The sequence below is a fragment of the Flavobacteriales bacterium genome, assembly GCA_016712535.1.
Lineage (GTDB): Bacteria > Bacteroidota > Bacteroidia > Flavobacteriales_F > PHOS-HE28 > PHOS-HE28.
Genome location: JADJQW010000002.1, coordinates 1,752,518 through 1,772,468, shown reverse-complemented (window position 1 = coordinate 1,772,468; position 19,951 = coordinate 1,752,518). Strand labels below are relative to the sequence as shown.

Here is a 19,951-nt window from a genome sequence, read left to right as displayed (position 1 = left end):
CCTTGGGACGGAAGAGGCCGTTGCCCCAGCATAGGCCGTACTCCTACTTTGGTGCTCCTGCTGGCTACCCGCTCCTGCGGATCTGCAATCCGTGGCTTCTATTGCTGCGCCTTCTTCCGCTCCTCTAGAGCTATCCGAGCAACGTCAGCAAAGAGCGGATTGCCGCTAGCAAGAAGGTAGTGCTTGATGAACCAATCGGGGATAGCCTTGAGGTTCCAGGACCACACCCTCGCCTCCGCTAGTTGTTTAACCTCGGCAAAGACAACAGGTTCAGTGCCCGAATTATCGAAGACGAACCCGTGATAGCAAGTATTCAGCGCTGGCAGCATCTGTTTCAACGCAAGCGCATAGCGCTTCTCGATGCGGTCCTCTGGGACATCATGCCCGCCCTGAAGCACACGTGTGCGAACACGGTCCTTATTGATCTCAGGCGAGTTGGTGGCGATGAAGTACAAGTAGGTCTTGAAACCGAGCTTCGCAGCGGTGTTCATCAGTGTCAGTTTCGAAGGGTGGCTGAACACCGTCTCAAACGAGAACTTCTTCCTGTGCTTCAACATCAATTCGCACAGGTATGCTGTAAGCAGTTGAGCGTACTGATCGGCCAATGCCGCATCCTTCAGCACGATGGTGTGCCTGATGAATCGGCACCCGCTCTTGAAGGCATTCAAGTCGAACTCCCCCTGCAGCAGGCCAGATCGAACGGCGAAGGAACTCCAACCCATCCGGCTCCCTCTGACCTTGAAGGTCCGAGCCAAGTCTATCTCACCTGCCGTTCGGAGAGTCTTCGCGATATCGTCGGGGTTGATATAGATGCCCAGGTCTACGGGCCTACCTGCGATCACCGTGTCCTTAACCTGCTGGTACATGGTGCTCTTCCCTGAACCATTTGGTCCGGCGAATACGCGCATCCGAAGGTTCCGAGCCATGCTCAGGCAGCCGGGACCACGAGTCGCTCCAACCGCTTCACGCGCTTCACGACCTGGCCCTCCTTGTTCACCATCACCAACCAACCATCTTTCTCGATCATGATGGTTTTGCGAACAGCGAACGCCTGACGTGCGGCCTTCTTTGTCGCTTTCTTGAAGGCAACGTTCATCGCCTCTCCTTCGGAGGAGAGCTTCTTTCGTGTGATGACTTTCTCTTTAGCGGCCGCCATGAGCCAAAGATAGGTTCATCAATGAGCCTGTTCCTTGCTCGTCGGCAATCTGGCGAGACGCCCACCGCCCATTTCCCTCAGCCCGGCAATCCCCCTACTTTGGTGCTCCCGCCTTTCCTAGTTGCACCGCATGCACGCTCAAGTTCTCATTCGTTCGCTCTGCCTGGCCTCGATCATCTGCTCGGCATCCGCCCCCGCCAACATCGTCCTCGTCCAATTCAACAGCGCGTGGAAGTACCTCGACGATGGCAGCAACCAGGGCACGGCCTGGCGCGCTTCGGTGTTCCCGGCGGAGAGCACCTGGGCCACGGGCTTCGGCGAGTTCGGCTATGGCGATGACGACGAGCGCACCGTGGTGAGCTACGGCCCCAATGCTTCCGCCAAGCACATCACCACCTACTTCCGCAAGAGCTTCAACCTGGCGAATGCTGCGGCCTTCTCCGGCTACCAACTGCAGTTCCGCCGCGATGATGGCCTGGTGATCTACGTGAATGGCGTTGAGGTGGCGCGCAACAACATGCCCACCGGGACCATCGGCTACACCACGTTGGCCTCGACCTCAATCTCCAGCCCGGCCGAATCCGCGAACAATACCGTCACCATAGCATCGTCGTTCTTCCAATCCGGCACGAACGTGATCGCCGTGGAGGTGCACCAGAACGCAGCGAGCAGCAGCGACCTCACCTTCGACCTGAAGGTGGTCGGCGTGGATACGGGACCGAGCCTCACGCGCGGCCCTTACCAGCACATCGTGACCTCGAACAGCTTCGTGCTGAAGTGGAGGACCGCCACCGAAACCAATGCGCGCGTGCGTTACGGCACCACGACCGGCGCGCTCGATCAAGTCACCAATGTCTCGGCCAGCACCTTGGATCATGAAGTCACCGTGACCGGCCTTCAGCCTTCGACCACCTACTACTACGCCATCGGCACCAGCAGCGGCGACCTCGAAGGCGACGACGTGGAGCATTTCGTGCGCACAACGCCATTGCCTGGCGTGGCCGAGCCGATCCGCATCTGGGTGCTCGGCGATCACGGCACGGCCAACGCGGATCAGCGCCGCGTGCGCGATGCCTACCTGAACCACATGGGCAGCACCACGGCGCAGGCGTGGCTCTGGCTCGGCGACAACGCCTACGAATCGGGCACCGAAGCCGAGCACCAGCCCGCAGTGTTCGAGAACATGTACGAAGCCACGCTCCGCACCACTCCCTTGTACCCAGCACCGGGCAATCACGATTATTACTCCGGAGCGGATGCCACCACGGGGACGGGTCCGTATTTCGATCTCTTCGCCCTGCCGAGGAATGGGCAGGCCGGTGGAGTCGCATCGAATAGCGAGGCCTACTTCTCCTACGATGTGGGGAACGTGCACTTCATCTCCTTGGACAGCTACGACAGCCCACGCTCACCGACCGGGGCGCAGGCCGTCTGGCTCACGAATGACCTCATCGAAGCCCGCAAGCGCAGCGAATGGATCATCGCGTACTGGCACCATCCGCCTTACAGCAAGGGTGCGGATGATTCGGACGACCCGGCCGCGAGTGGCGGCCTGCTCAAGGACATGCGCGAGAACTTCCTGCCGGTACTGGAAGCCGGCGGAGTGGACCTGGTGCTCGGCGGGCACACGCACAACTACCAGCGCTCGTTCCTCATCAACGGGCACCACGGCATCTCCACCACCTACAACACGGCCACCATGGGCCTGAACACCACCAGCGGCAGCGCGCTGGGGCCGGGTGCGTACCAGAAGCCCGGAGATCTTGCACCACAGACAGGCACGGTGTACACGGTGTGCGGGGTCTCTGGGAAGAAGGAATCAGGTGGCACGCTGAACCACCCTGTCATGCACATGAGCACCGCCGCTCACTTGGGATCGATGGTGATCGACGTGAACGGCACCTCTTTGCAGGCCATCTTCCTCAACGACCACGGTACCATCGTCGACCGCTTCGATATCGTGAAAGACCCCACGCACGTGAAGCTTGCCGCCAAGGTCATGCTCGAAGGCGCGTACGACGCGGGCTCCGGATTGATGCGCGATGACCTGCGCGCTGCCTCGCTGATCCCGCTCTCGCAGCCGCACACCGGCATCTTCCCGCTCGTAGGCGAAGGTGGCCTGGGCACCGTTGCGGCACCGGTGCTCGCCGTCTCCGGGCCGAACGCGATCGTGGACTGGGTCTTCGTGGAGCTGCGCGATAAGGCCGCGCCATCCACCGTGCTCGCCTCCCGATCCGCGCTGGTGCAGCGCGACGGGGACATCGTGGATACGGACGGCGTCTCGCCGCTGCTATTCACGGCTCCTGTCAATCAGTACCATGTGGCCGTGCGGCATCGCAACCACCTCGGAGCGATGACAGAGCAGCCCGTGTTCCTGAACCGCGATGCGTTGACGCTGGATTTCCAGAGCAGCACAATGGCCACGTGGGGAACGGATGCGCGCAAATCCGTCAATGGTGCCATGGTATTGTGGGCCGGCAACAGCGCGGTGGATGGCCTGTTGAAGTACACCGGAGAAGGGAACGACCGCGACCCGGTGCTGTTCCGCATCGGAGGCTCGGTTCCCACGAACACGGCGCAAGGCTATGAGGCCACTGATATAAACCTGAACGGTGAGGTGAAGTACACCGGCGAGGCCAACGACCGAGACCCGATCCTGGTGAACATCGGCGGATCGGTGCCCACGGCGACGCGGGTGGAGCAATTGCCGTGATCGGACGAATACGATATTCGTTGCAGAATAGGCTGTTCCGTCATCACTCTATCCGCTGGCTGCATGGCACCTGACCCCCTCTTCGAGCAACGGATCCACGATGCCCTTATCGCCGAAGGCGCCAAGCCCGAGCACAAGAAGATGTTCGGCGGCGTGGCCTTCATGGTGAAGGGGCACATGAGCGTGGGCATCACCAACAAGGGCGATTTCATGGCGCGCTTCAACCCGGAGCGCCACGATGAGGTGCTGCAATGGCCGGGCGCCAAGCCCATGACCTTCGGGCATAAGAACATGAAGGGCTTCGTGTTCGTGGACGCCGATGCCGTTGGTGACAAGCGCTCGCTGGGCCGGTGGGTGAAACTCAGCCTCGCGCACATCGGCACCTTGCCCGCCAAAGGCGCCAAGAAGCCGATGAAGAAGACCGTGAAGGCCGCGCCGAAGAAGACCATCCGCTCCCGATCGAAGTAGAATCCGACAAGACCATGAGCAAGCCAATCGCCCCACTCCTACTCGGGCTCCTGACCTTCCCTTCGAGCGCCCAACTGGTGATCAACGAAGTGGACTACGACCAGCCCGGCACCGACAACGCCGAGTTCATCGAGATCCTGAACACCGGCCCTTCCGTGCTCGATCTCTCGAACCTGAGCGTCGTGATGCACAACGGCGCATCGGGCAGTGCGGCCGAATACGCAAGCCTGAGCAACGGGGCTTGGCCCGTGCTCGCCTCAGGCTCATTCTTCGTGATCTGCGCCAATGCCAGCACGACGAATTGCAACGCCGTCGTGAGCCCCGCCACGAACCTGATCCAGAACGGTCCCATGGACGCCATCGCATTGGTGTGGACCGAGAATCCAACTCCGCTGGTGATGGACGTGCTCAGCTACGCTGGAACACTGCCGGGCCAGGCAGAGGGTGCAGGCTCTACCAACGAGGACACCAACCTCGCGAACGGCATCAGCATCGGCCGCTATCCTGATGGAACGGATACGCAGGACAACAACACCGACTTCCAGCGCATGTGCAGCACACCGGGCACGACCAACGTGATCGATCCCTTGGCCTGCGACATCGACATATCAGTGCTCGAGAACAGCTCGGAGAACTCGACCTTCATCGTTATGCCAACGCCCGATGGCCAAGGCTTGCTCGCCTTCGACAGCAACCACGCATCGGAACCGATCACCTTCCAGTTGCTCACGGCCCATGGCGCGCTCATCGCAGAGCGCGAAGCCGATTCACCCCGCGCCTCGTGGCACATGGACCTCAGCGGGCTGCACGGGCGTTTGCTCTTGGTGCGCCTCAGCACACCCACGCGCCAGGAGCTGCGCCGCTTCATCCTGCCCTGACCGCACCGGTGCAGCGCGAACCGGGCAGCACTTCCTGCTGCGCTGGGCTGAAGCGCGATGGCTACACTTGTCCCATGATCCGCCACGCACTCCTCTCCTTCCTCGCACTGCCGCTTCTGCTGCATGCCCAGCAACCTGACCTGAAGGCCCTCGACGCCTATATCGCCGATGCCCTCATCAGCTTCGATCAACCCGGCCTCGCGGTGGGCATCGTGAAGGACGGGCAATTGGTGTTCGCCAAGGGCTACGGCAAGCTCGACATCGACAAGCCCGAGCCCGTCACCCCGAACAGCGTGTTCTATTGCGCAAGCATCAGCAAGGCGTTCACGGCGTGCGCCATCGGACTGCTCGCCGATGAAGGCAAGCTGAGCTTCGATGATCCCGTGCGCAAGCACTTGCCCGCCTTCAGGACGCCCGACCCCTTCATCACGGAGCAGATGACCATCTCGGACCTGCTCTGCCACCGCGCCGGTTGGGGCACCTTCGATGGCGACCTGCTCTGGTACGGCACGGCTTACACGCCCGATGAGATCCTCGCCCGTCATTCAAGCGAGCCCTTCACCTATCCCTTCCGCACGCAGTTCGGGTACAGCAACCTCATGTACATCGCAGCTGCGCGCGTGGTGGAGCAGGTGAGCGGCATGAGCTGGGACCAGTTCATCACCACGCGCATCTTCAAGCCGCTGGGCATGGAGCGCAGCCGCGTGGAGACCGCCGACCTGGCCGGCATGAGCGATGTGGCCTTGCCGCACGTGCGCAAGGGACAAGGGATCCGACATCGCCGCAGAAGAGCATGCCTTACCAGGCGCTGCGCGGAGCCGATGGCGCCTGCGGGGTGCTCAGCACGGTGAACGACCTCGCCAAGTGGGATGCGATGTGGGCCGATGAGGGCAAGGCGAAAGACAAGGCGTTCCTCAGTCAGGCCAGCTACAACCGCATCACGGCCATGCACCTGCCCATGGGCGGGCGACGCGATGGCGCTGCGCTCGGCTGGTTCCTTGAATCGGACCACAACGAAACGGTGATCACGCACAGCGGCGGCATGCCGGGCTTCATCCTCAACCATGCGGTGGCGCCCGATAAGGACCTCGCGGTGATCTGCCTCGGCAACGGCGAATCGTACAGCGTGTTCGCCATCACCGCCGAGATCCTCGACCTCTACCTGGGCGATGGCAAGGCCGATCCGGTGGCCGACATGCTGCCTCGGCTCGCCAAGCGCCAGGAGCGCGAAGCCAAGCGCGTTGCCGATCGCCTCTCAGCGCGCACGCCGAAGACGAAGCCCTCGCTGCCCGCTGCGGCATTCACGGGCACCTACACCGACAAGATCTACGGCGATGCGGTGATCACCGAGAAGGACGGCAAGCTCTCCCTCTCGCTGAAGCCCGCGCCCGAGCTCTTCACCGGCGGGCTCTCGCATTGGCACTTCGACACCTTCCAGTGGCAGCACCAGGACCCCTTCCTCGAGCCCGGCTACATCACCTTCAGCTTCGATGCCGACCACAAGGTCAGCGGATTCCGGATCGAATTGCACAGCCCCGATTTCCATTTCCACAAGCTCGATTTCAAACGGAAGGGCTAGTGGGCAACCGGCGGGAGTGCCGCTGGACACTATCCTTGCGCAAGCGAAGAATCACGGCATGATCGAGATCGATTGCTCGGAACTGAAGCGGATGCGCGCGAGCGGGACACCGCACCAGCTCATTGATGTACGCGAGCCCTATGAAGCCGAGGCGTGCAGCATCGGCGGCACGCTGATCCCTATGGGCGAGGTGGTGGAGCGGCTGGATGAGATCCGGCGCGATGTGCCCGTGATCCTCCATTGCAGGAGCGGCAATCGTTCGGCCGCTGTGATCCAGGCCCTTGAATCGCGCTACGGCTTCAGCGGACTGATGAGCCTCAAGGGCGGCATACAGGCGTGGAGCGCGGAGGTGGAACCGTTGAATTGCGATTGACATGATGAATCTCCGCGAGCGGGTGAAGCTCTTCTTGAAAGGGATGTCGATGGGCGCTGCCGATGTGGTGCCCGGGGTCTCCGGCGGCACCATCGCCTTCATCTCCGGCATCTATGAGGAACTGCTGCGCTCGATCAAGGGCATCGGCCCGGATACGCTCAAGGCCTTGCGGCAAGGCGGGCTCAAAGGCGCGTGGCAGCAGGCCAACGCCGACTTCCTGGTCACGCTCGTCGCAGGCATCGGCACCAGCATCCTCCTGCTCGTGCGCCCCATCACTTGGGCACTGACGGAGCATCCCGTGCTCATCTGGGGCTTCTTCTTCGGATTGATCGCGGCCAGCGTTTGGCTTTGCGGCATCCTGGTGAAGCGCTGGGGTGCTGGGCCTGTCGTTGGCCTCCTGATAGGCGCGGGCATCGCGCTCTACATCGGGTTGGCTGAGCCGGGCACCGCGAGCGACACCTTGCCTTACTACTTCATGGCCGGCGCCATCGCCATCTGCGCCATGATCCTGCCGGGCATCAGTGGGTCGTTCATCCTGCTGCTCATGGGCGCCTACCTGCCCGTGATGACGGCCGTGAAGACCTTCGATCTACCGGTGATCGCTGTCTTCGGAGCGGGCTGCCTGTTCGGGCTCATGGCCTTCTCACGCCTGCTCAATTGGATGTTCCAGCGCCACCACGACCTTACCGTGGCCACCCTCACCGGCTTCCTGCTCGGTTCGCTCTACATCGTTTGGCCGTGGAAGCAGGTGCTCAGCACGCGCGTGGTGCACGCTGGCAGACCCGATGAGCACCTGGAGCCCTTCATCACGCGCAGCGTTTGGCCGGGCGACTACGCCACCATCACCGAGATCGACACCGCCTTGGGCATCACCGCGAAGGACCCGCACATACTAGGCGCCGTGGTGCTCGCGTTGGTCGGCGCATCGCTGCTGCTCGTGCTCGAGCGATTCGCCCCTCCGCGCGCATGATCCGATACGGCCTCATCGGCAAGCCCCTCTCCCACTCCTTCAGCCAGCGCTACTTCACGGAGAAATTCCAGCGCGCGGGACTCGCCGATCACCGCTACGACCTCTTCGGGATCGAGCGCGCTGAAGACCTGCGCACGCTCATCGCCGCCACGCCGGGATTGCGCGGATTGAATGTCACCATCCCATACAAGCAGGCCGTTATGCCGTTGCTCGATGCCATCGACCCCTTAGCGGCCGCAGTGGGCGCCGTGAACACCATCAAGATCGAAGGCGACCGGCTCACCGGATTCAACACCGACGTGGAGGGATTCCGCCAGACGCTGCTCCCGCTCCTGAACAAGAAGAAGCCGCGCGCACTGGTGCTGGGCAGTGGCGGAGCGAGCCGCGCGGTGGCTTTCGCGCTGCGCGAGCAAGGCATCAAGTTCCGGGTGGTGAGCCGCAGCCGGGAACGCGGTGACATGACCTATGACCTGCTGGAGCCCATCGTGGTGGATGTATGCACGCTCATCATCAACACCACGCCGCTGGGCATGCACCCGGATGTAGAATCGATGCCGCCGATTCCGTACGAAGCCATAGGGAGAAAGCACGTGCTGATCGATCTGGTGTACAATCCGGTCGAGACGGGATTCCTGAAAGAAGGGAGGAATCGCGGCGCCGTGATCGCTAATGGGCTCGACATGCTGCATGCTCAGGCTGAAGCGAGCTGGCGGATCTGGAACGGGGTCTAGATCTGCCCGGGAGCCTGACCATCGAAGCTGCCATCGTAGCGCTTGCGGAAGGTGGTATGCACGCGGGATGAGACCAGGAAGTACGGAATCCAGATGGCAGCACCGATGAATGCGCGCACCACATCCTTCGCACCATAAGCCTCACCAGTAACCGCCCGTAGATCGAAAAAGTCGTAGGCCATAAGGTCGATGAACAGATTGAGGAAGTTCATCGCATAGAACAGCACCATGATACGGGGCAAGCTCGTCCGTCGGCTCCAGAAGAGAAGGTTAGCCAGTATGCACACGGTAAGAACACCGATGTTCATAGCCTGCGAGAAGTAGCAATAGAGCTGATACAGGCTCGGATCTTCAACCGCCACATAGCTCGCATACACGGGGCTGTAGATGAAGTCGGGCCAATCGCTCAGCAAGTCGAACATCACCCTGAAAGGGCTCAGGATCAATCCGATCGCAGGCAGCACCATCCACCCGCCAATGGCTGTCGTCGGCATGCCAAGTGCGTCGGCTTTGCCTGGGGGGATCGAACCGATATAGCACGATAGCGCCCCAGATCGCCAGGGCGACGAAGAGGAGGATCGCGGCGATTGCCCAGCGTTGGCGCACGATCAGCCCGTCAACCTCGCCGCCATAGGTCAGCACGAATCCCAGATCATCCATGATCTGCTCTTGCTGGTCATGGAAAGCTGGAGAATCCTCTGCAGCTACGCTCAGGCTATCCGAGCTGTAATAGAACTCGGCGAGAACGGTATCAGCAAAGGCCCGCGTTGCCTGAGTGTATTGTATTCCGAATCCGTTGATCTCCTTCGGCTGGATTTCAACGGACCACGGCTCCGGCATCTTGAGGATGATTCGCTGCCTCACCTCGAATGGGTAGCTGAGTGCAATTGGGGTGGCCCGGAACCGGACGTTGCTCGTGAACACGACGTCGCGCAGGTAGGTGGCCTCCGCATTGAGCACGTAAACCCCTGTGCTATCGGGGCCTTCCCACAGGTCCATCAGCGAATAGCGCTCAGCGACCTTCAAGATGTTCGCAGTCGGATCATCCGTGACTTTAATCGGACCCAAGGCGGTGGCCCCGCCGTACTGCCTGCTGTAGAAGTCGAGGTAGCTCTTGCCGACCTGCGCCAGGCTGTTGCCGGCCAAGTGCGCACGTTGCATGTCGGCCTGCTGGCCACGGTAAACAGTGAGTACATCCAGAATGGCCCCGCCTCCGATCGAGTCCAAGGTGAAGCGCTCTTCCAATTCCACCGCACCCCGGCGCAGGTACGGCAGGGCCGACCATCCGCTTCGCTTCTCATCAAGTACCAATCCGTATGCGAAGTCCGGTACGGTGCGCTCCTTCAGCGATCCCATGCCATGGGTTCGAGTTGGATCGATCCAGTACTCCTGGCCGGCATGCCTGAGGAGCACGACGCAGTGATCGAAGAGGCCGGGTCTGGGAAGGCTTTGCGGCAATCGACGGCCTTCGTTGGTGTTCACCAGTGCAGGCCACGCTTCAACGCCGATTGCATTGAGCAGCGTGACCAGTAGGAGCGACTGGTCCTTGCAATCACCGAAGCGCTGGTGGAGCACCTGAGCGGGCGGATGCGGCCTGTATGCGCTGATGCCGTCCTCGAGGCCGAGATAGCGAACCTCACGCTGCACCAGGTGCACCGCGCTATCAATCCGCGCGAGCGGGTCGCGTACGGACTTCAATTCCCTGACAACATCGGCCAACTGCCCGCTAAGGCTGCGGTCGATGTCATAGAGGCCGATGGCCCATTGACGCAGGTCCTCCAGCGTCCCAAACTCACTCACTTCGAGCGATGGGAAGGTCCGGTGCCAGCCCGGCGTCCGGTCTTCCGACCGGGTGCATGGCACCTGCGCTCGGTCCCACATCCATTCCTCCGCCCCAGCAAGCGAGAGCACTTTGCGCAGGCCCGCAACATCATGCTCCCTGTAGTCGACTGATCGATCAGTGGGAATGACCAGTCGAACGCGATCGCGGCCGATAGGCACACCGTACCCCATCTGGTAATGGGCACTGAACCTGCCTTGGTGCGCAGGGTTCTCGCCCTTGGTCGTGTATAGTTGGTCAATCAAATCCCCTTTCCGTACACCAGGCAGGTCAACCACTATCGTCCGATTCTCATCATAGAGGTGCATCGCAAGATCGGGCTCCTGTTGCAGTACCCGAACGCTTGATGGCGTTGCGTGCAGAATCACCGCCCCGTCGCGTATCACAGCGATGTGATGGATGACTAAGCGCTGGTAAGAAGGGTCGATCCGTATCGACACCTGCGACCCATTCTGCACCCCTTCTGACGAGGTCAGCCGCGTAACCAATCGGAAGCAGAACTCATCTCGGCCAAGATGCGATTGCCTGTCCTGTAGCAGGAACTCCTCTCCCCGCTCGTGCAAGAAGTATCCGAGATGGCTAGTCCATCAATGTTGAGCAAGTCCACCCAATCAGGTGGCGGCCCGAACCGATAGATCTGCGCCGAAACGCTCAATATCGATAGGCAGGCCAAGGAAGCGACCCAACGCAAATTGATCATGGCGGAAGGTAGAATTCCAAGTGATCGAGAACGTTGCATCCGTTCCGTGCAAGCGTTCTGGTGGAGGAATCCGGTTGAATCAACGCAGGTCCTTCAGGTCAAGCCTCACGTACTCGCTGAGCACCTCGGTGTTGCGGGCCACTTCGATCCACTCCACCTGGTCCCAGCCCAGGCGCATCCACACTTCGCAGAAGAAGCCATCCATGCGGTACAGATGGACGCGATGGCCCCCATGAACCCGCGATCCGAGGTACTCGCCCTCCGCACGCACCGCATCCAAGCGGCGCACGCGATCCAGTCTGATGAATTCGGCCTCCAGCATGATCGAGTCACTTACTGAGCGCGCGAACCACCATGACCGTCACGCACAACAGGAAGAGCAGGATGCTGATCCGGTTGATGCCATGCATGAAGCGGAGGCTGTAGTCCGGGTTGGACTTACCGAAGAGCGTGAGCGGATTCAGGTAGTAGAACAGGCGCTTGAGGAACATGTTTGGCCGGGGTTGGAGGTTCGGGGTTGCAGCCTGAAGGTTGAGCAGGTTCGGGCTTGCAGGTTGAAACAACGAAAGGCTGAGGGTTGTTCCGATGCTCGAAAGTAGCGTCTCCGGTGGCTGAAGCGATCATGAACACCAACTGACTCCTGCATGCGCGAAGGGCCAACCCTCAACCGTCCTTCTGGAAGAAGGCTCAATTCTCAACCCGCGCAACCCACATCGCTCACACCCGCGCCAGCTTCCACCGGCCGCGCTGGAAGAGCATGCCGCTGAGCACCGCGAGGATGCTCTCGCTGATGGCCACTGAAGCGAAGACGCCCGCTGGACCCAAACCAGCGATGATGGCGAGCAGGTAGGCCAGCGGTATCTCGATGGCCCAGAAGCAGATGGCATTCAGCCAAGTGGGCGTGAGGCTGTCGCCAGCGCCATTGAACGCTTGCGCGAGCACCATGCCGTAGCCGTAGAAGAAGTAGCCGCAACTCACGATGCGAAGGGCCGTGATCGCCGTGGCATCGGCTTCCGGGCTCTGCGCGAAGAACGAGACGATCCACGGTGCACCGATCCAGAAGAACAAAGTGACCAGCACCATGAACACCATGTTGTAGTGCCCGCAGAGCCATACGCTGCGCTGCGCGCGGTCTGGCTGCTGGGCGCCAAGGTTCTGACCCACGAGCGTAGCGGCTGCATTGGCCATGCCCCAGGCGGGCAACAGCGCGACAATGATCACGCGCACAGCCACGGTATAGCCGCCCACGGCAGCCGTCCCGAAATCGGCCACGATGCGCACGAGGAAGATCCAGCTCGCACTGGCAATGAGGAATTGCCCGATGCCGCCGAGGGAGACTTTGATGATGTTGCCCAGGATCGCAGCAACAGGTCGCAGATCGGGCAGGACCACGGCAAAGGCACCGCCTGCCTTGAAGAGGTTCCAGAGCAGGTAGCACACACCGATGCCTCGGCCGATGGTGGTGGCCACGGCGGCGCCTTGGACGCCGAGATCGGGGAACGGACCAATGCCGAAGATGAAGAGCGGGTCGAGGATGCAATTGATGCCGTTGGCGAGCAGCAGTGTTCGCAAAGCGATGCCCGCATTGCCCGCACCGCGGAACACGGCATTCATGGCAAAGAGCAAGGTGACGACAAGGTTGCTGGCGAGCATCAACCGCGCGTAGGGCACCGCGCTCTCCATCACCTCGGGAGCGGCCCCCATGAGATGCAGCAGCTCCGGTGCGAGCAACGCCGATGGCAAGGCCAGCGCGACGCCGATCATGAGTGCCAGGAACAGGCTCTGCCCGGCCGCCACGCGCGCGGCCTCCTTGTCCTTCTCACCGCTGCGCCTCGCCACCACCGCCGTGATGCCCATCCCCAATCCCCAGGCGATCGAGTATACCGGCACCATCAATGTCTCGGTGAGCCCTACAGTGGCCGTTGCCACGTCGCCGAGCTTGCTCACGAAGAAAGTATCGACCAAGGCGAACAGCGCTTCCATGCCCATCTCCAGGATCATCGGGATGCTCAGCAGCACGATGGCGCGGCGCACGCCCATGGCCGTATAGTCGCGCTCCTCGCTGTTGAGGGACTCAAGGAAGATCTTGATAAGCCTGCGGAGCATGAACCGAGAACCGGATGCTCACCGAAGTCGGTGCAGCGAACGGGCGGCGAAGATGGTCAAGGAACCCAAGAGGATGCGCAACAGGATTCGCTCCTATCCGATGCAGGCGCCATTTCACGGCTCGACACGACCCAAGCCAGAAGCCCGCAGATCTTCGATCAGCCGATCGGTGCGAAGGCGCCTGCCCCCGGCGGAGAGATGGTAAGGCGTATCGAAGACCAAGCTATCCGGAACCGCGCAGGCCTCAGGATCGCCGATCACATCAATGCCTTCCGCTATGAGCGCCCGGTGGAGCAGATCGGCCTTCTCACCAGGGAAAACCGAAACCGCCACACCGGGCCAGGTGAGCACCACGCGTGCACCGGCGGATTCAGCAGCAACCTGCAGCCGATTGACCGCTTGCATGAAATCGGGCCCAAGCTCGCCGCTCACAGCCGCGTGCTTCATCTCCGCATCCGCCTTGCGCGGCAAACCCAAGTGGCTGATCAGATCGCCGCGCTCGCTGAAACCGCTCATCCTGTAAACGTCATCCTCGGAAGTGGAATCCCGTCCGATCAAGCTGCGGACCAAGGCCCGCCAGCGCATCACCAAGGCAGAGGCCAGCACCTTCGGCCGCTGCCACCAGGCCATATGCCTTAGCGCTGACGGATATCGATCAACGGCCTGGTAGAGCACATCGTCGATCACCTCTTTACGGTCGAACAGGGTGTATTCCGGGACCACCACCACCAGGTCGCCCTTGCCCAATTGACCCACTACTTCCTCTGTCATGAAGCGCAAACCGAGGCTCGCGTGCACGCCCATGTTCACCACCGGCTTGCAAGCGGCGCGCTCAAGCTCTCCGCTATCGATACTGAAGGCCGCATGGCTGCCACCAACCACCACGAGCTTGGGCGAACCTAGTGCGGCAAGGCGCTGCTCCTTCGCACGCAGCGCCCCGAGGTAATCAACGCGCGTGCCCGGTACTCCCGCCAGCCAGCCCAGCACGAGTGCACAGAGCACCAGGAGGGCGAAAGCCGCCATGCGCAGGAGCAGGTGCAGCGCGATACGCCCCTCAGAACTGGAAATAGATGAAGGCATGTTGCGTGCGCAGGTCGAACCGCGACAAAGTGATGAGCGTGATGAAGAGGTAAAGCGCCCAGCGCACGATGGCGCTATGAGGCAAGGCGGCCAAGGCATGCTCCTGGGTGCGCGCGCGCCACTCAATGGCAATCATGGCGATCAACAGGATCATCTCCTCACGGCCCAAGTGCAGCATGAGCGCTCCTGGGCTTTGCAGCGCATTCGACGCAATGCTCCATAGGTATTGCCCCCCTTCGCTCAAGCTGCTCGAGCGGAAGAGCACCCAAGTGAGCGTGACGATCAGGAAGGTCGACATGATCGCTGGCAGGTCGCGAAGCCCGGGCACTTCAGATAGGGTTCGATTCCTGCCCGTCATCCTTGGCGCACGGGATCCCCCAGGATGCAGCATCCCATGCGCGATGCCCCAACCAACGAAGCTCCAGTTGGCACCATGCCAGAAGCCGCTCACAGCGAAGGTGACCAGCCTGTTCAAGAAGGTCCTGGTGCGCCCTCCCCTGTTGCCGCCCAGCGGGATATACAGGTAGTCCCTGAACCAGGTGCTGAGGCTGATATGCCAGCGGCGCCAGAACTCACCAAGGCTCCTGCTGAAATAGGGATAGTTGAAATTCCGGCTGAGGCTGAAACCGAACAGGCGCGCGCAGCCGATCGCGATATCGCTGTAACCGCTGAAGTCGCAATAGATCTGGAACGCGAAGAAGAAGGCTCCGAAGAAGAGCGTGATGCCCGGCGTCGTGGCCGTCTCACCGCTGAAGATGCCATCGACGACAGGTGCCAGGCCATCGGCCACAGCGATCTTCTTGAAGAAACCCCAGAGCATCTGCCGAAGGCCATCCTTGGCGCGATCAAGCTGCAATGCACGCGGATGCTGGAACTGGGGCAGCAGGTTGGCCGCGCGCTCGATGGGCCCGGCCACCAGTTGCGGGAAGAAGGAAACGAAAGCCGCGAACGCGACGAAATCGCCAGTGGGCGCCAATCGCCTGTGGTAGATATCGATGGTGTAGCTGAGCGTCTGGAAGGTGTAGAAGCTGATGCCCACGGGAAGCACAATGCTGAGCACCGGCAGGTGCGGCTGCATCCCGAAAGCGGCGATCACGTCCGCCAGGCCCTCGATGAAGAAATCGAAGTACTTGAAGAAGCCCAGCAAACCCAGGTTGAGCCCGATGCTCGCACCGAGCAGCCACTTGCGGTGAATTCCCCGTTCCGTGCGGGATATCGCCAGGCCCAGGAAGAAATCGACGGCCGTGCTCAGGATGAGCAGCCCGAGGAAACGCCAATCCCACCATGCGTAAAAGAACCAGCTGGCGAGCAGCACAAGGCCATTCCGCGATCGCAGCGACCGGCAGGCCCACCAGTACACCGCGAACACGATGGGCAGGAAGAGCGCGAAGGCGAACGAGTTGAAGAGCATGGACCGCAGCGAAGGAAAGGCGGAAGGCGCTAGGGCATCATGGCCACTGTTCTTTCCGCCCGATGCGCCGGCGGCCGCGGCACGCATCACGCTTGTTTCCCACCCCGCATCCCAACGGCGCACCACCGGTTGCTTGCCTGAACCAGAATGGACGAATCCGTGGCCTATGCGGTCCCACGTTCGAGCCGCACCGCGATCTTCGCGCCGATGCCTCACGACAAACTCTTCGGCGCCTTCCCGCCCGTCACGCGGGAGCATTGGGAAGCCGTGATCAAGAAGGAACTCAAGGATAAGGACCCATCAACGCTCAATGTGAGCGTGGAGGGCGCCCTGCTCCCACCCTTCCACGTGGCATCCGATGGCGAACCTGCTGGCATTCGGCGGCGTGGCGGGAAGCGCTCGGGAAATGCTTGGCGCGCCGGGATCGAAGCCGGCCCGTGGGAGCCGGATGCCAACGCCCGCCTGCTCGAGGCCCTGATGGGCGGCGCGGATGCCGTGCGCATCACCGGCGACGACATGACCGGCCTGCGCGAAATGCTGAAGGGCGTGCTGCTCGGTGCGATCGACCTGCAGATCCCGCTGGGCTCGCGAGAAGACCTGGAGTGGCTGCTGGCCGAGGCCAAGAAGCAGGGCGTGCCGGATGCGGAGCTGAGCCTTTACCTCTCCTGTCGGACCGATGAACTGGTCGCGGTGAATGAGCGACTTCGTGGTTATCCGCGCGTTCGGCTGGACGAAGTGGATGATCAGCGGCATGGCAACTCCATGACCGCCCTGGCGATCGAGCGTGGCCGCGAGCGCTTGCAGGAGATGATCGGCGCGGGGCTTTCTGTCGATGACGCCTGCGCACGCCTCCAGTTCCGGTTGGTGCTCGGCGACGACCTTTTCGTTGAGGCCGCTCGCTTGCGCGCTTTCCGCGAAGCCTGGGCAGGCGTGGTGGCCGATTTCCATCCCGCGCACGACTGCTCGCACAACACCTGGGTGCAGGCCGTTGTGAGTTACCCCTACCCCGAACCGGAAGGACATTCACCCTACCACAATGTGATCCGCGCCACTCTGCAAGCGACCTCCGGCATTCTCGGTGGCTGCGATGGCCTCACCATCCGCACGCCGAAGCTGCCTGAAGGAGATGCACTAGCCCGCCGCGTGGTGCGCAACATCCACAACCTGCTGCGCGACGAGAGCTTCCTGGGGCGTGTGGCCGATCCCATCGGTGGATCCTACACCGTCGAACAGATCACCTCCACATTGGTCAAAGCGCTGACCGATCGGGAAAGCGCTGCCCAGCCAGCAGCCAGCAGCCAAGAGCCAGTGGCTGGGCTCCCGAACAGAGAAGAGATCCCCCTCAAGTCCTTCTACACGCCCGTCGACACCGAGGGATTCGAGCATTTGAACTACGCCGCCGGCATCCCGCCCTATTTGCGTGGACCCTACGGCAGCATGTACGCCATCCGTCCGTGGACCATCCGCCAATACGCGGGATTCAGTACCGCCGAAGCGAGCAACGCCTTCTACCGCCGCAACCTCGCCGCTGGGCAGATGGGCCTTAGCGTCGCCTTCGACCTGGCCACGCACCGTGGCTACGACAGCGACCACCCGCGGGTGAAGGGCGATGTGGGCAAGGCCGGCGTGGCCATCAGCAGCGTGGAGGACATGAAGATCCTCTTCGACAGTATCCCGTTGGACAAGATGAGCGTGAGCATGACCATGAACGGCGCTGTGCTGCCCATCATGGCCTTCTTCATCGTGGCGGCCGAGGAACAGGGCGTTCCGCCGGAACAGTTGCAGGGCACCATCCAGAACGACATCCTGAAGGAGTTCATGGTGCGCAACACCTACATCTATCCGCCGGGCCCCAGCATGCGCATCGTGGGCGACATCTTCAGCTACTGCGCGAAGAAGATGCCCAAGTTCAACAGCATCAGCATCAGCGGTTACCACATGCACGAAGCCGGTGCACCTGCTGACCTGGAGCTCGCCTACACGCTCGCCGACGGCATCGAGTATGTGCGCACAGGCATCGCGGCTGGCATGCAGGTGGACGAGTTCGCCAACCGCCTCAGCTTCTTCTGGGGCATCGGCATGGACCTCTTCATGGAAGTGGCCAAGATGCGCGCGGGCCGTCTGCTGTGGGCCAAGCTGCTGAAAGAGATCGGCGCCACCAGTCCGAAGAGCCTCGCGCTGCGCACCCACTGCCAGACCAGCGGCTGGAGTCTCACCGCGCAGGATCCGTTCAACAACGTGGCGCGCACCACGGTGGAAGCGCTCGCGGCCGTGCTCGGCGGCACGCAATCGCTCCACACTAACTCGCTCGACGAGGCCATCGCGCTGCCCACCGACTTCAGCGCCAAGATCGCGCGCGACACGCAGCTCTACCTGCAGAAGAACAGCGGCATCACCAAGTGGATCGACCCGCTCGGCGGCAGCTACTACGTGGAATGCCTCACGCACGAGTTGGTGCACAAGGCTTGGGCGCGGATCAAAGAAGTGGAAGAACTCGGCGGCATGAGCAAGGCCATCGAGACCGGTCTGCCCAAGATGCGCATCGAGGAAGCCGCCGCGAAACGCCAGGCCCGCATCGACACCGGCAAGGACAGGATCATCGGCGTGAACTCCTTCGTGACGGAGGATGAGACGAAGATGGAATTGCTCGAAGTGGACAATAGCGCGGTGCGGGAGTCGCAGATCGCGAGGTTGAAGAAGATGAAGGAAGTGAGGGATGAGGGGAAGGTGAAGGAGGCCTTGGAAGCGTTGACGGAAGCGGCCAAGGGTACGAGGTCTATGGTCCAAGGTCCAGGGCCTGATGGTGATTCCCCATCAGGCCTTGGACCTAAGACCTCGGACCAAAGACCTGAGTTCTACAACAACCTCCTCGAACTCGCCGTCATCGCCGCCCGCCACAGAGCCACCCTCGGAGAGATCTCCGACGCTCTTGAGAAAGCCTACGGACGATACAGCGCCACCATCCGCAGCATCAGCGGTGTTTACTCAGCCGAAAGCATGCAGGACCCCGAGATGAAGGAGGCCATGCGCCTCGCCGATGAATTCGCCAAGCAAGAAGGCCGCCGCCCACGCATCCTCGTGGCCAAGATGGGCCAGGACGGTCACGACCGTGGCGCCAAGGTGATCGCCACCAGCTTCGCGGACATCGGCTTCGACGTGGACATCGGTCCGCTGTTCCAGACCCCGCAGGAAGTGGCCAAGCAGGCGATCGAGAACGACGTGCACGTGCTGGGCATCAGCAGCCTGGCCGGGGGCCACAAGACCCTGGTGCCCGAAGTGATCAAAGAGCTGCGCGAGACCTACAAGCGCCCCGACATCCTCGTAGTGGCCGGTGGGGTGATCCCGCCGAACGACTACGACCTCCTCAAACAGGCCGGCTGCTTCGATGTGTACGGGCCGGGGACGCGGATACCGGTGGCGGCGAAGGGGATCATTGAGGCGCTTTCTGCTACGAGGAAATGACTAAACGCCGAATTGCATTCGCTATACTGATCTTCTCTCTTGGATTGGGAGGATCGCTACTATGGCAGATGGGTGTCTTGTCAACCAATACAGTAGTTCTGAAAGCCCTCGCATGCACTTGCCCTGACTATCGCGTTGTTCTCGGGTCGTGGAAACTCAATAGTCCACTTCTCGACACCCTCGATCGATTGGATCGAAGTGAGATATACGTTACTGGCGAACACAACAAGTGGAACGATGACTACCGAACGATGTATGACTACATGGTAGCCAAAGGAGAGGTTGTTGGCATCGACCGCGTATCGGAAGGTGATCGATGGAACCCGAAGGTCAATGTTGCCAAATGGGGGCACATCAGTGAGGTGGATTACTTCATCAGGAAGTGGATATCCCTGATCGGCTTAACCGTTTCCATTCTTTGGCTCTGGACATTACGTAGGGGATAACAGTAGGCTCGCGCATTTCGCGTTAGGGACAGCAGTGG

18 protein-coding genes are annotated in these 19,951 nt (G+C 61.5%); 9 read left to right on the top strand and 9 right to left on the bottom strand.

The genetic code is table 11. From position 1 onward, the window contains the following. Positions 1-98 precede the first annotated feature (98 nt). Both IPK70_07275 and IPK70_07270 read right to left on the bottom strand, forming a co-directional pair. A complete protein-coding gene (locus IPK70_07275; protein ID MBK8226961.1) occupies positions 99-908 on the bottom strand; it encodes a hypothetical protein in 810 nt (269 codons plus the stop codon). Between the two features lie 20 nt (positions 909-928). Then, on the bottom strand, positions 929-1,156 hold the full coding sequence (locus tag IPK70_07270; GenBank protein MBK8226960.1) for a hypothetical protein: 228 nt from the start codon (positions 1,154-1,156) through the stop codon (positions 929-931). A 130-nt stretch (positions 1,157-1,286) separates the two neighbouring features. Between IPK70_07270 and IPK70_07265 the strand changes: the two genes are divergently transcribed. The 8 genes from IPK70_07265 (at position 1,287) to IPK70_07230 (ending at position 8,868) form a co-directional block, all read left to right on the top strand. Continuing rightward, entirely contained in the window at positions 1,287-3,869 is a 2,583-nt protein-coding gene (locus tag IPK70_07265) for a metallophosphoesterase family protein (GenBank protein MBK8226959.1), read from the top strand. A gap of 63 nt (positions 3,870-3,932) precedes the next feature. Next, on the top strand, positions 3,933-4,337 hold the full coding sequence (locus tag IPK70_07260; GenBank protein ID MBK8226958.1) for a TfoX/Sxy family protein: 405 nt from the start codon (positions 3,933-3,935) through the stop codon (positions 4,335-4,337). 14 nt (positions 4,338-4,351) lie between these two features. Further along, positions 4,352-5,215 carry a lamin tail domain-containing protein gene (locus IPK70_07255; GenBank protein MBK8226957.1) on the top strand — a complete coding sequence of 288 codons (864 nt, stop codon included), beginning with the start codon at positions 4,352-4,354 and terminating at the stop codon, positions 5,213-5,215. 74 nt (positions 5,216-5,289) lie between these two features. Further along, entirely contained in the window at positions 5,290-6,066 is a 777-nt protein-coding gene (locus tag IPK70_07250; GenBank protein MBK8226956.1) for a beta-lactamase family protein, read from the top strand. Next, positions 6,009-6,794, top strand: a complete 786-nt coding sequence (locus IPK70_07245; protein ID MBK8226955.1) for a DUF3471 domain-containing protein — start codon at positions 6,009-6,011, stop codon at positions 6,792-6,794. Before IPK70_07250 ends, IPK70_07245 begins: the two co-directional genes overlap by 58 nt. A gap of 58 nt (positions 6,795-6,852) precedes the next feature. After that, positions 6,853-7,167 (top strand): hypothetical protein, encoded by a 315-nt coding sequence (locus IPK70_07240; GenBank protein ID MBK8226954.1) that lies wholly within the window; start codon positions 6,853-6,855, stop codon positions 7,165-7,167. Between the two features lie 4 nt (positions 7,168-7,171). Continuing rightward, the gene (locus IPK70_07235; GenBank protein ID MBK8226953.1) at positions 7,172-8,137 is read left to right on the top strand and encodes a DUF368 domain-containing protein; all 966 of its coding nucleotides are present in this window, start codon (positions 7,172-7,174) and stop codon (positions 8,135-8,137) included. Beyond that, entirely contained in the window at positions 8,134-8,868 is a 735-nt protein-coding gene (locus IPK70_07230; protein MBK8226952.1) for a shikimate dehydrogenase, read from the top strand. The genes IPK70_07235 and IPK70_07230 overlap by 4 nt, the downstream gene beginning before the upstream one ends. Here the strand turns inward: IPK70_07230 and IPK70_07225 are convergent. The 7 genes from IPK70_07225 to IPK70_07195 all read right to left on the bottom strand — a co-directional run bounded on the left by IPK70_07225 (position 8,865) and on the right by IPK70_07195 (position 16,005). Continuing rightward, entirely contained in the window at positions 8,865-9,335 is a 471-nt protein-coding gene (locus IPK70_07225) for a DUF2569 domain-containing protein (protein MBK8226951.1), read from the bottom strand. The two genes, IPK70_07230 and IPK70_07225, sit on opposite strands and share 4 nt — an antisense overlap. After that, positions 9,220-11,271 (bottom strand): DUF3857 domain-containing protein, encoded by a 2,052-nt coding sequence (locus IPK70_07220; protein MBK8226950.1) that lies wholly within the window; start codon positions 11,269-11,271, stop codon positions 9,220-9,222. The genes IPK70_07225 and IPK70_07220 overlap by 116 nt, the downstream gene beginning before the upstream one ends. 216 nt (positions 11,272-11,487) lie before the next feature. After that, entirely contained in the window at positions 11,488-11,730 is a 243-nt protein-coding gene (locus tag IPK70_07215; protein MBK8226949.1) for a hypothetical protein, read from the bottom strand. A 7-nt stretch (positions 11,731-11,737) separates the two neighbouring features. Next, positions 11,738-11,899 carry a hypothetical protein gene (locus IPK70_07210; protein MBK8226948.1) on the bottom strand — a complete coding sequence of 54 codons (162 nt, stop codon included), beginning with the start codon at positions 11,897-11,899 and terminating at the stop codon, positions 11,738-11,740. Positions 11,900-12,125: 226 nt separating this feature from the next. Next, the gene (locus IPK70_07205) at positions 12,126-13,514 is read right to left on the bottom strand and encodes an MATE family efflux transporter (protein MBK8226947.1); all 1,389 of its coding nucleotides are present in this window, start codon (positions 13,512-13,514) and stop codon (positions 12,126-12,128) included. A 114-nt stretch (positions 13,515-13,628) separates the two neighbouring features. Next, positions 13,629-14,594, bottom strand: a complete 966-nt coding sequence (locus IPK70_07200; GenBank protein MBK8226946.1) for a hypothetical protein — start codon at positions 14,592-14,594, stop codon at positions 13,629-13,631. Then, positions 14,569-16,005, bottom strand: coding sequence for an MBOAT family protein (locus IPK70_07195; GenBank protein ID MBK8226945.1), 1,437 nt, complete (start codon positions 16,003-16,005; stop codon positions 14,569-14,571). The genes IPK70_07200 and IPK70_07195 overlap by 26 nt, the downstream gene beginning before the upstream one ends. A gap of 207 nt (positions 16,006-16,212) precedes the next feature. Here IPK70_07195 and scpA point away from each other — a divergent pair, with 207 nt between their 5' ends. Beyond that, positions 16,213-19,467 carry a methylmalonyl-CoA mutase gene (scpA, locus tag IPK70_07190; GenBank protein MBK8226944.1) on the top strand — a complete coding sequence of 1,085 codons (3,255 nt, stop codon included), beginning with the start codon at positions 16,213-16,215 and terminating at the stop codon, positions 19,465-19,467. Positions 19,468-19,951: the final 484 nt, after the last annotated feature.

Coding starts and splice junctions, on each gene's coding strand:
- IPK70_07245 (MBK8226955.1), top strand. CDS start 6,009: ATGCCTTACCAGGCGCTGCGCGGAGCCGATGGCGCCTGCGGGGTGCTC.
- IPK70_07265 (MBK8226959.1), top strand. CDS start 1,287: ATGCACGCTCAAGTTCTCATTCGTTCGCTCTGCCTGGCCTCGATCATC.
- IPK70_07210 (MBK8226948.1), bottom strand. CDS start 11,899: ATGTTCCTCAAGCGCCTGTTCTACTACCTGAATCCGCTCACGCTCTTC.
- IPK70_07230 (MBK8226952.1), top strand. CDS start 8,134: ATGATCCGATACGGCCTCATCGGCAAGCCCCTCTCCCACTCCTTCAGC.
- IPK70_07235 (MBK8226953.1), top strand. CDS start 7,172: ATGAATCTCCGCGAGCGGGTGAAGCTCTTCTTGAAAGGGATGTCGATG.
- IPK70_07275 (MBK8226961.1), bottom strand. CDS start 908: ATGCGCGTATTCGCCGGACCAAATGGTTCAGGGAAGAGCACCATGTAC.
- IPK70_07195 (MBK8226945.1), bottom strand. CDS start 16,005: ATGCTCTTCAACTCGTTCGCCTTCGCGCTCTTCCTGCCCATCGTGTTC.
- IPK70_07255 (MBK8226957.1), top strand. CDS start 4,352: ATGAGCAAGCCAATCGCCCCACTCCTACTCGGGCTCCTGACCTTCCCT.
- IPK70_07250 (MBK8226956.1), top strand. CDS start 5,290: ATGATCCGCCACGCACTCCTCTCCTTCCTCGCACTGCCGCTTCTGCTG.
- IPK70_07225 (MBK8226951.1), bottom strand. CDS start 9,335: ATGGTGCTGCCTGCGATCGGATTGATCCTGAGCCCTTTCAGGGTGATG.
- IPK70_07260 (MBK8226958.1), top strand. CDS start 3,933: ATGGCACCTGACCCCCTCTTCGAGCAACGGATCCACGATGCCCTTATC.
- IPK70_07205 (MBK8226947.1), bottom strand. CDS start 13,514: ATGCTCCGCAGGCTTATCAAGATCTTCCTTGAGTCCCTCAACAGCGAG.
- IPK70_07270 (MBK8226960.1), bottom strand. CDS start 1,156: ATGGCGGCCGCTAAAGAGAAAGTCATCACACGAAAGAAGCTCTCCTCC.
- IPK70_07200 (MBK8226946.1), bottom strand. CDS start 14,594: ATGCCTTCATCTATTTCCAGTTCTGAGGGGCGTATCGCGCTGCACCTG.
- scpA (MBK8226944.1), top strand. CDS start 16,213: ATGCCTCACGACAAACTCTTCGGCGCCTTCCCGCCCGTCACGCGGGAG.
- IPK70_07215 (MBK8226949.1), bottom strand. CDS start 11,730: ATGCTGGAGGCCGAATTCATCAGACTGGATCGCGTGCGCCGCTTGGAT.
- IPK70_07240 (MBK8226954.1), top strand. CDS start 6,853: ATGATCGAGATCGATTGCTCGGAACTGAAGCGGATGCGCGCGAGCGGG.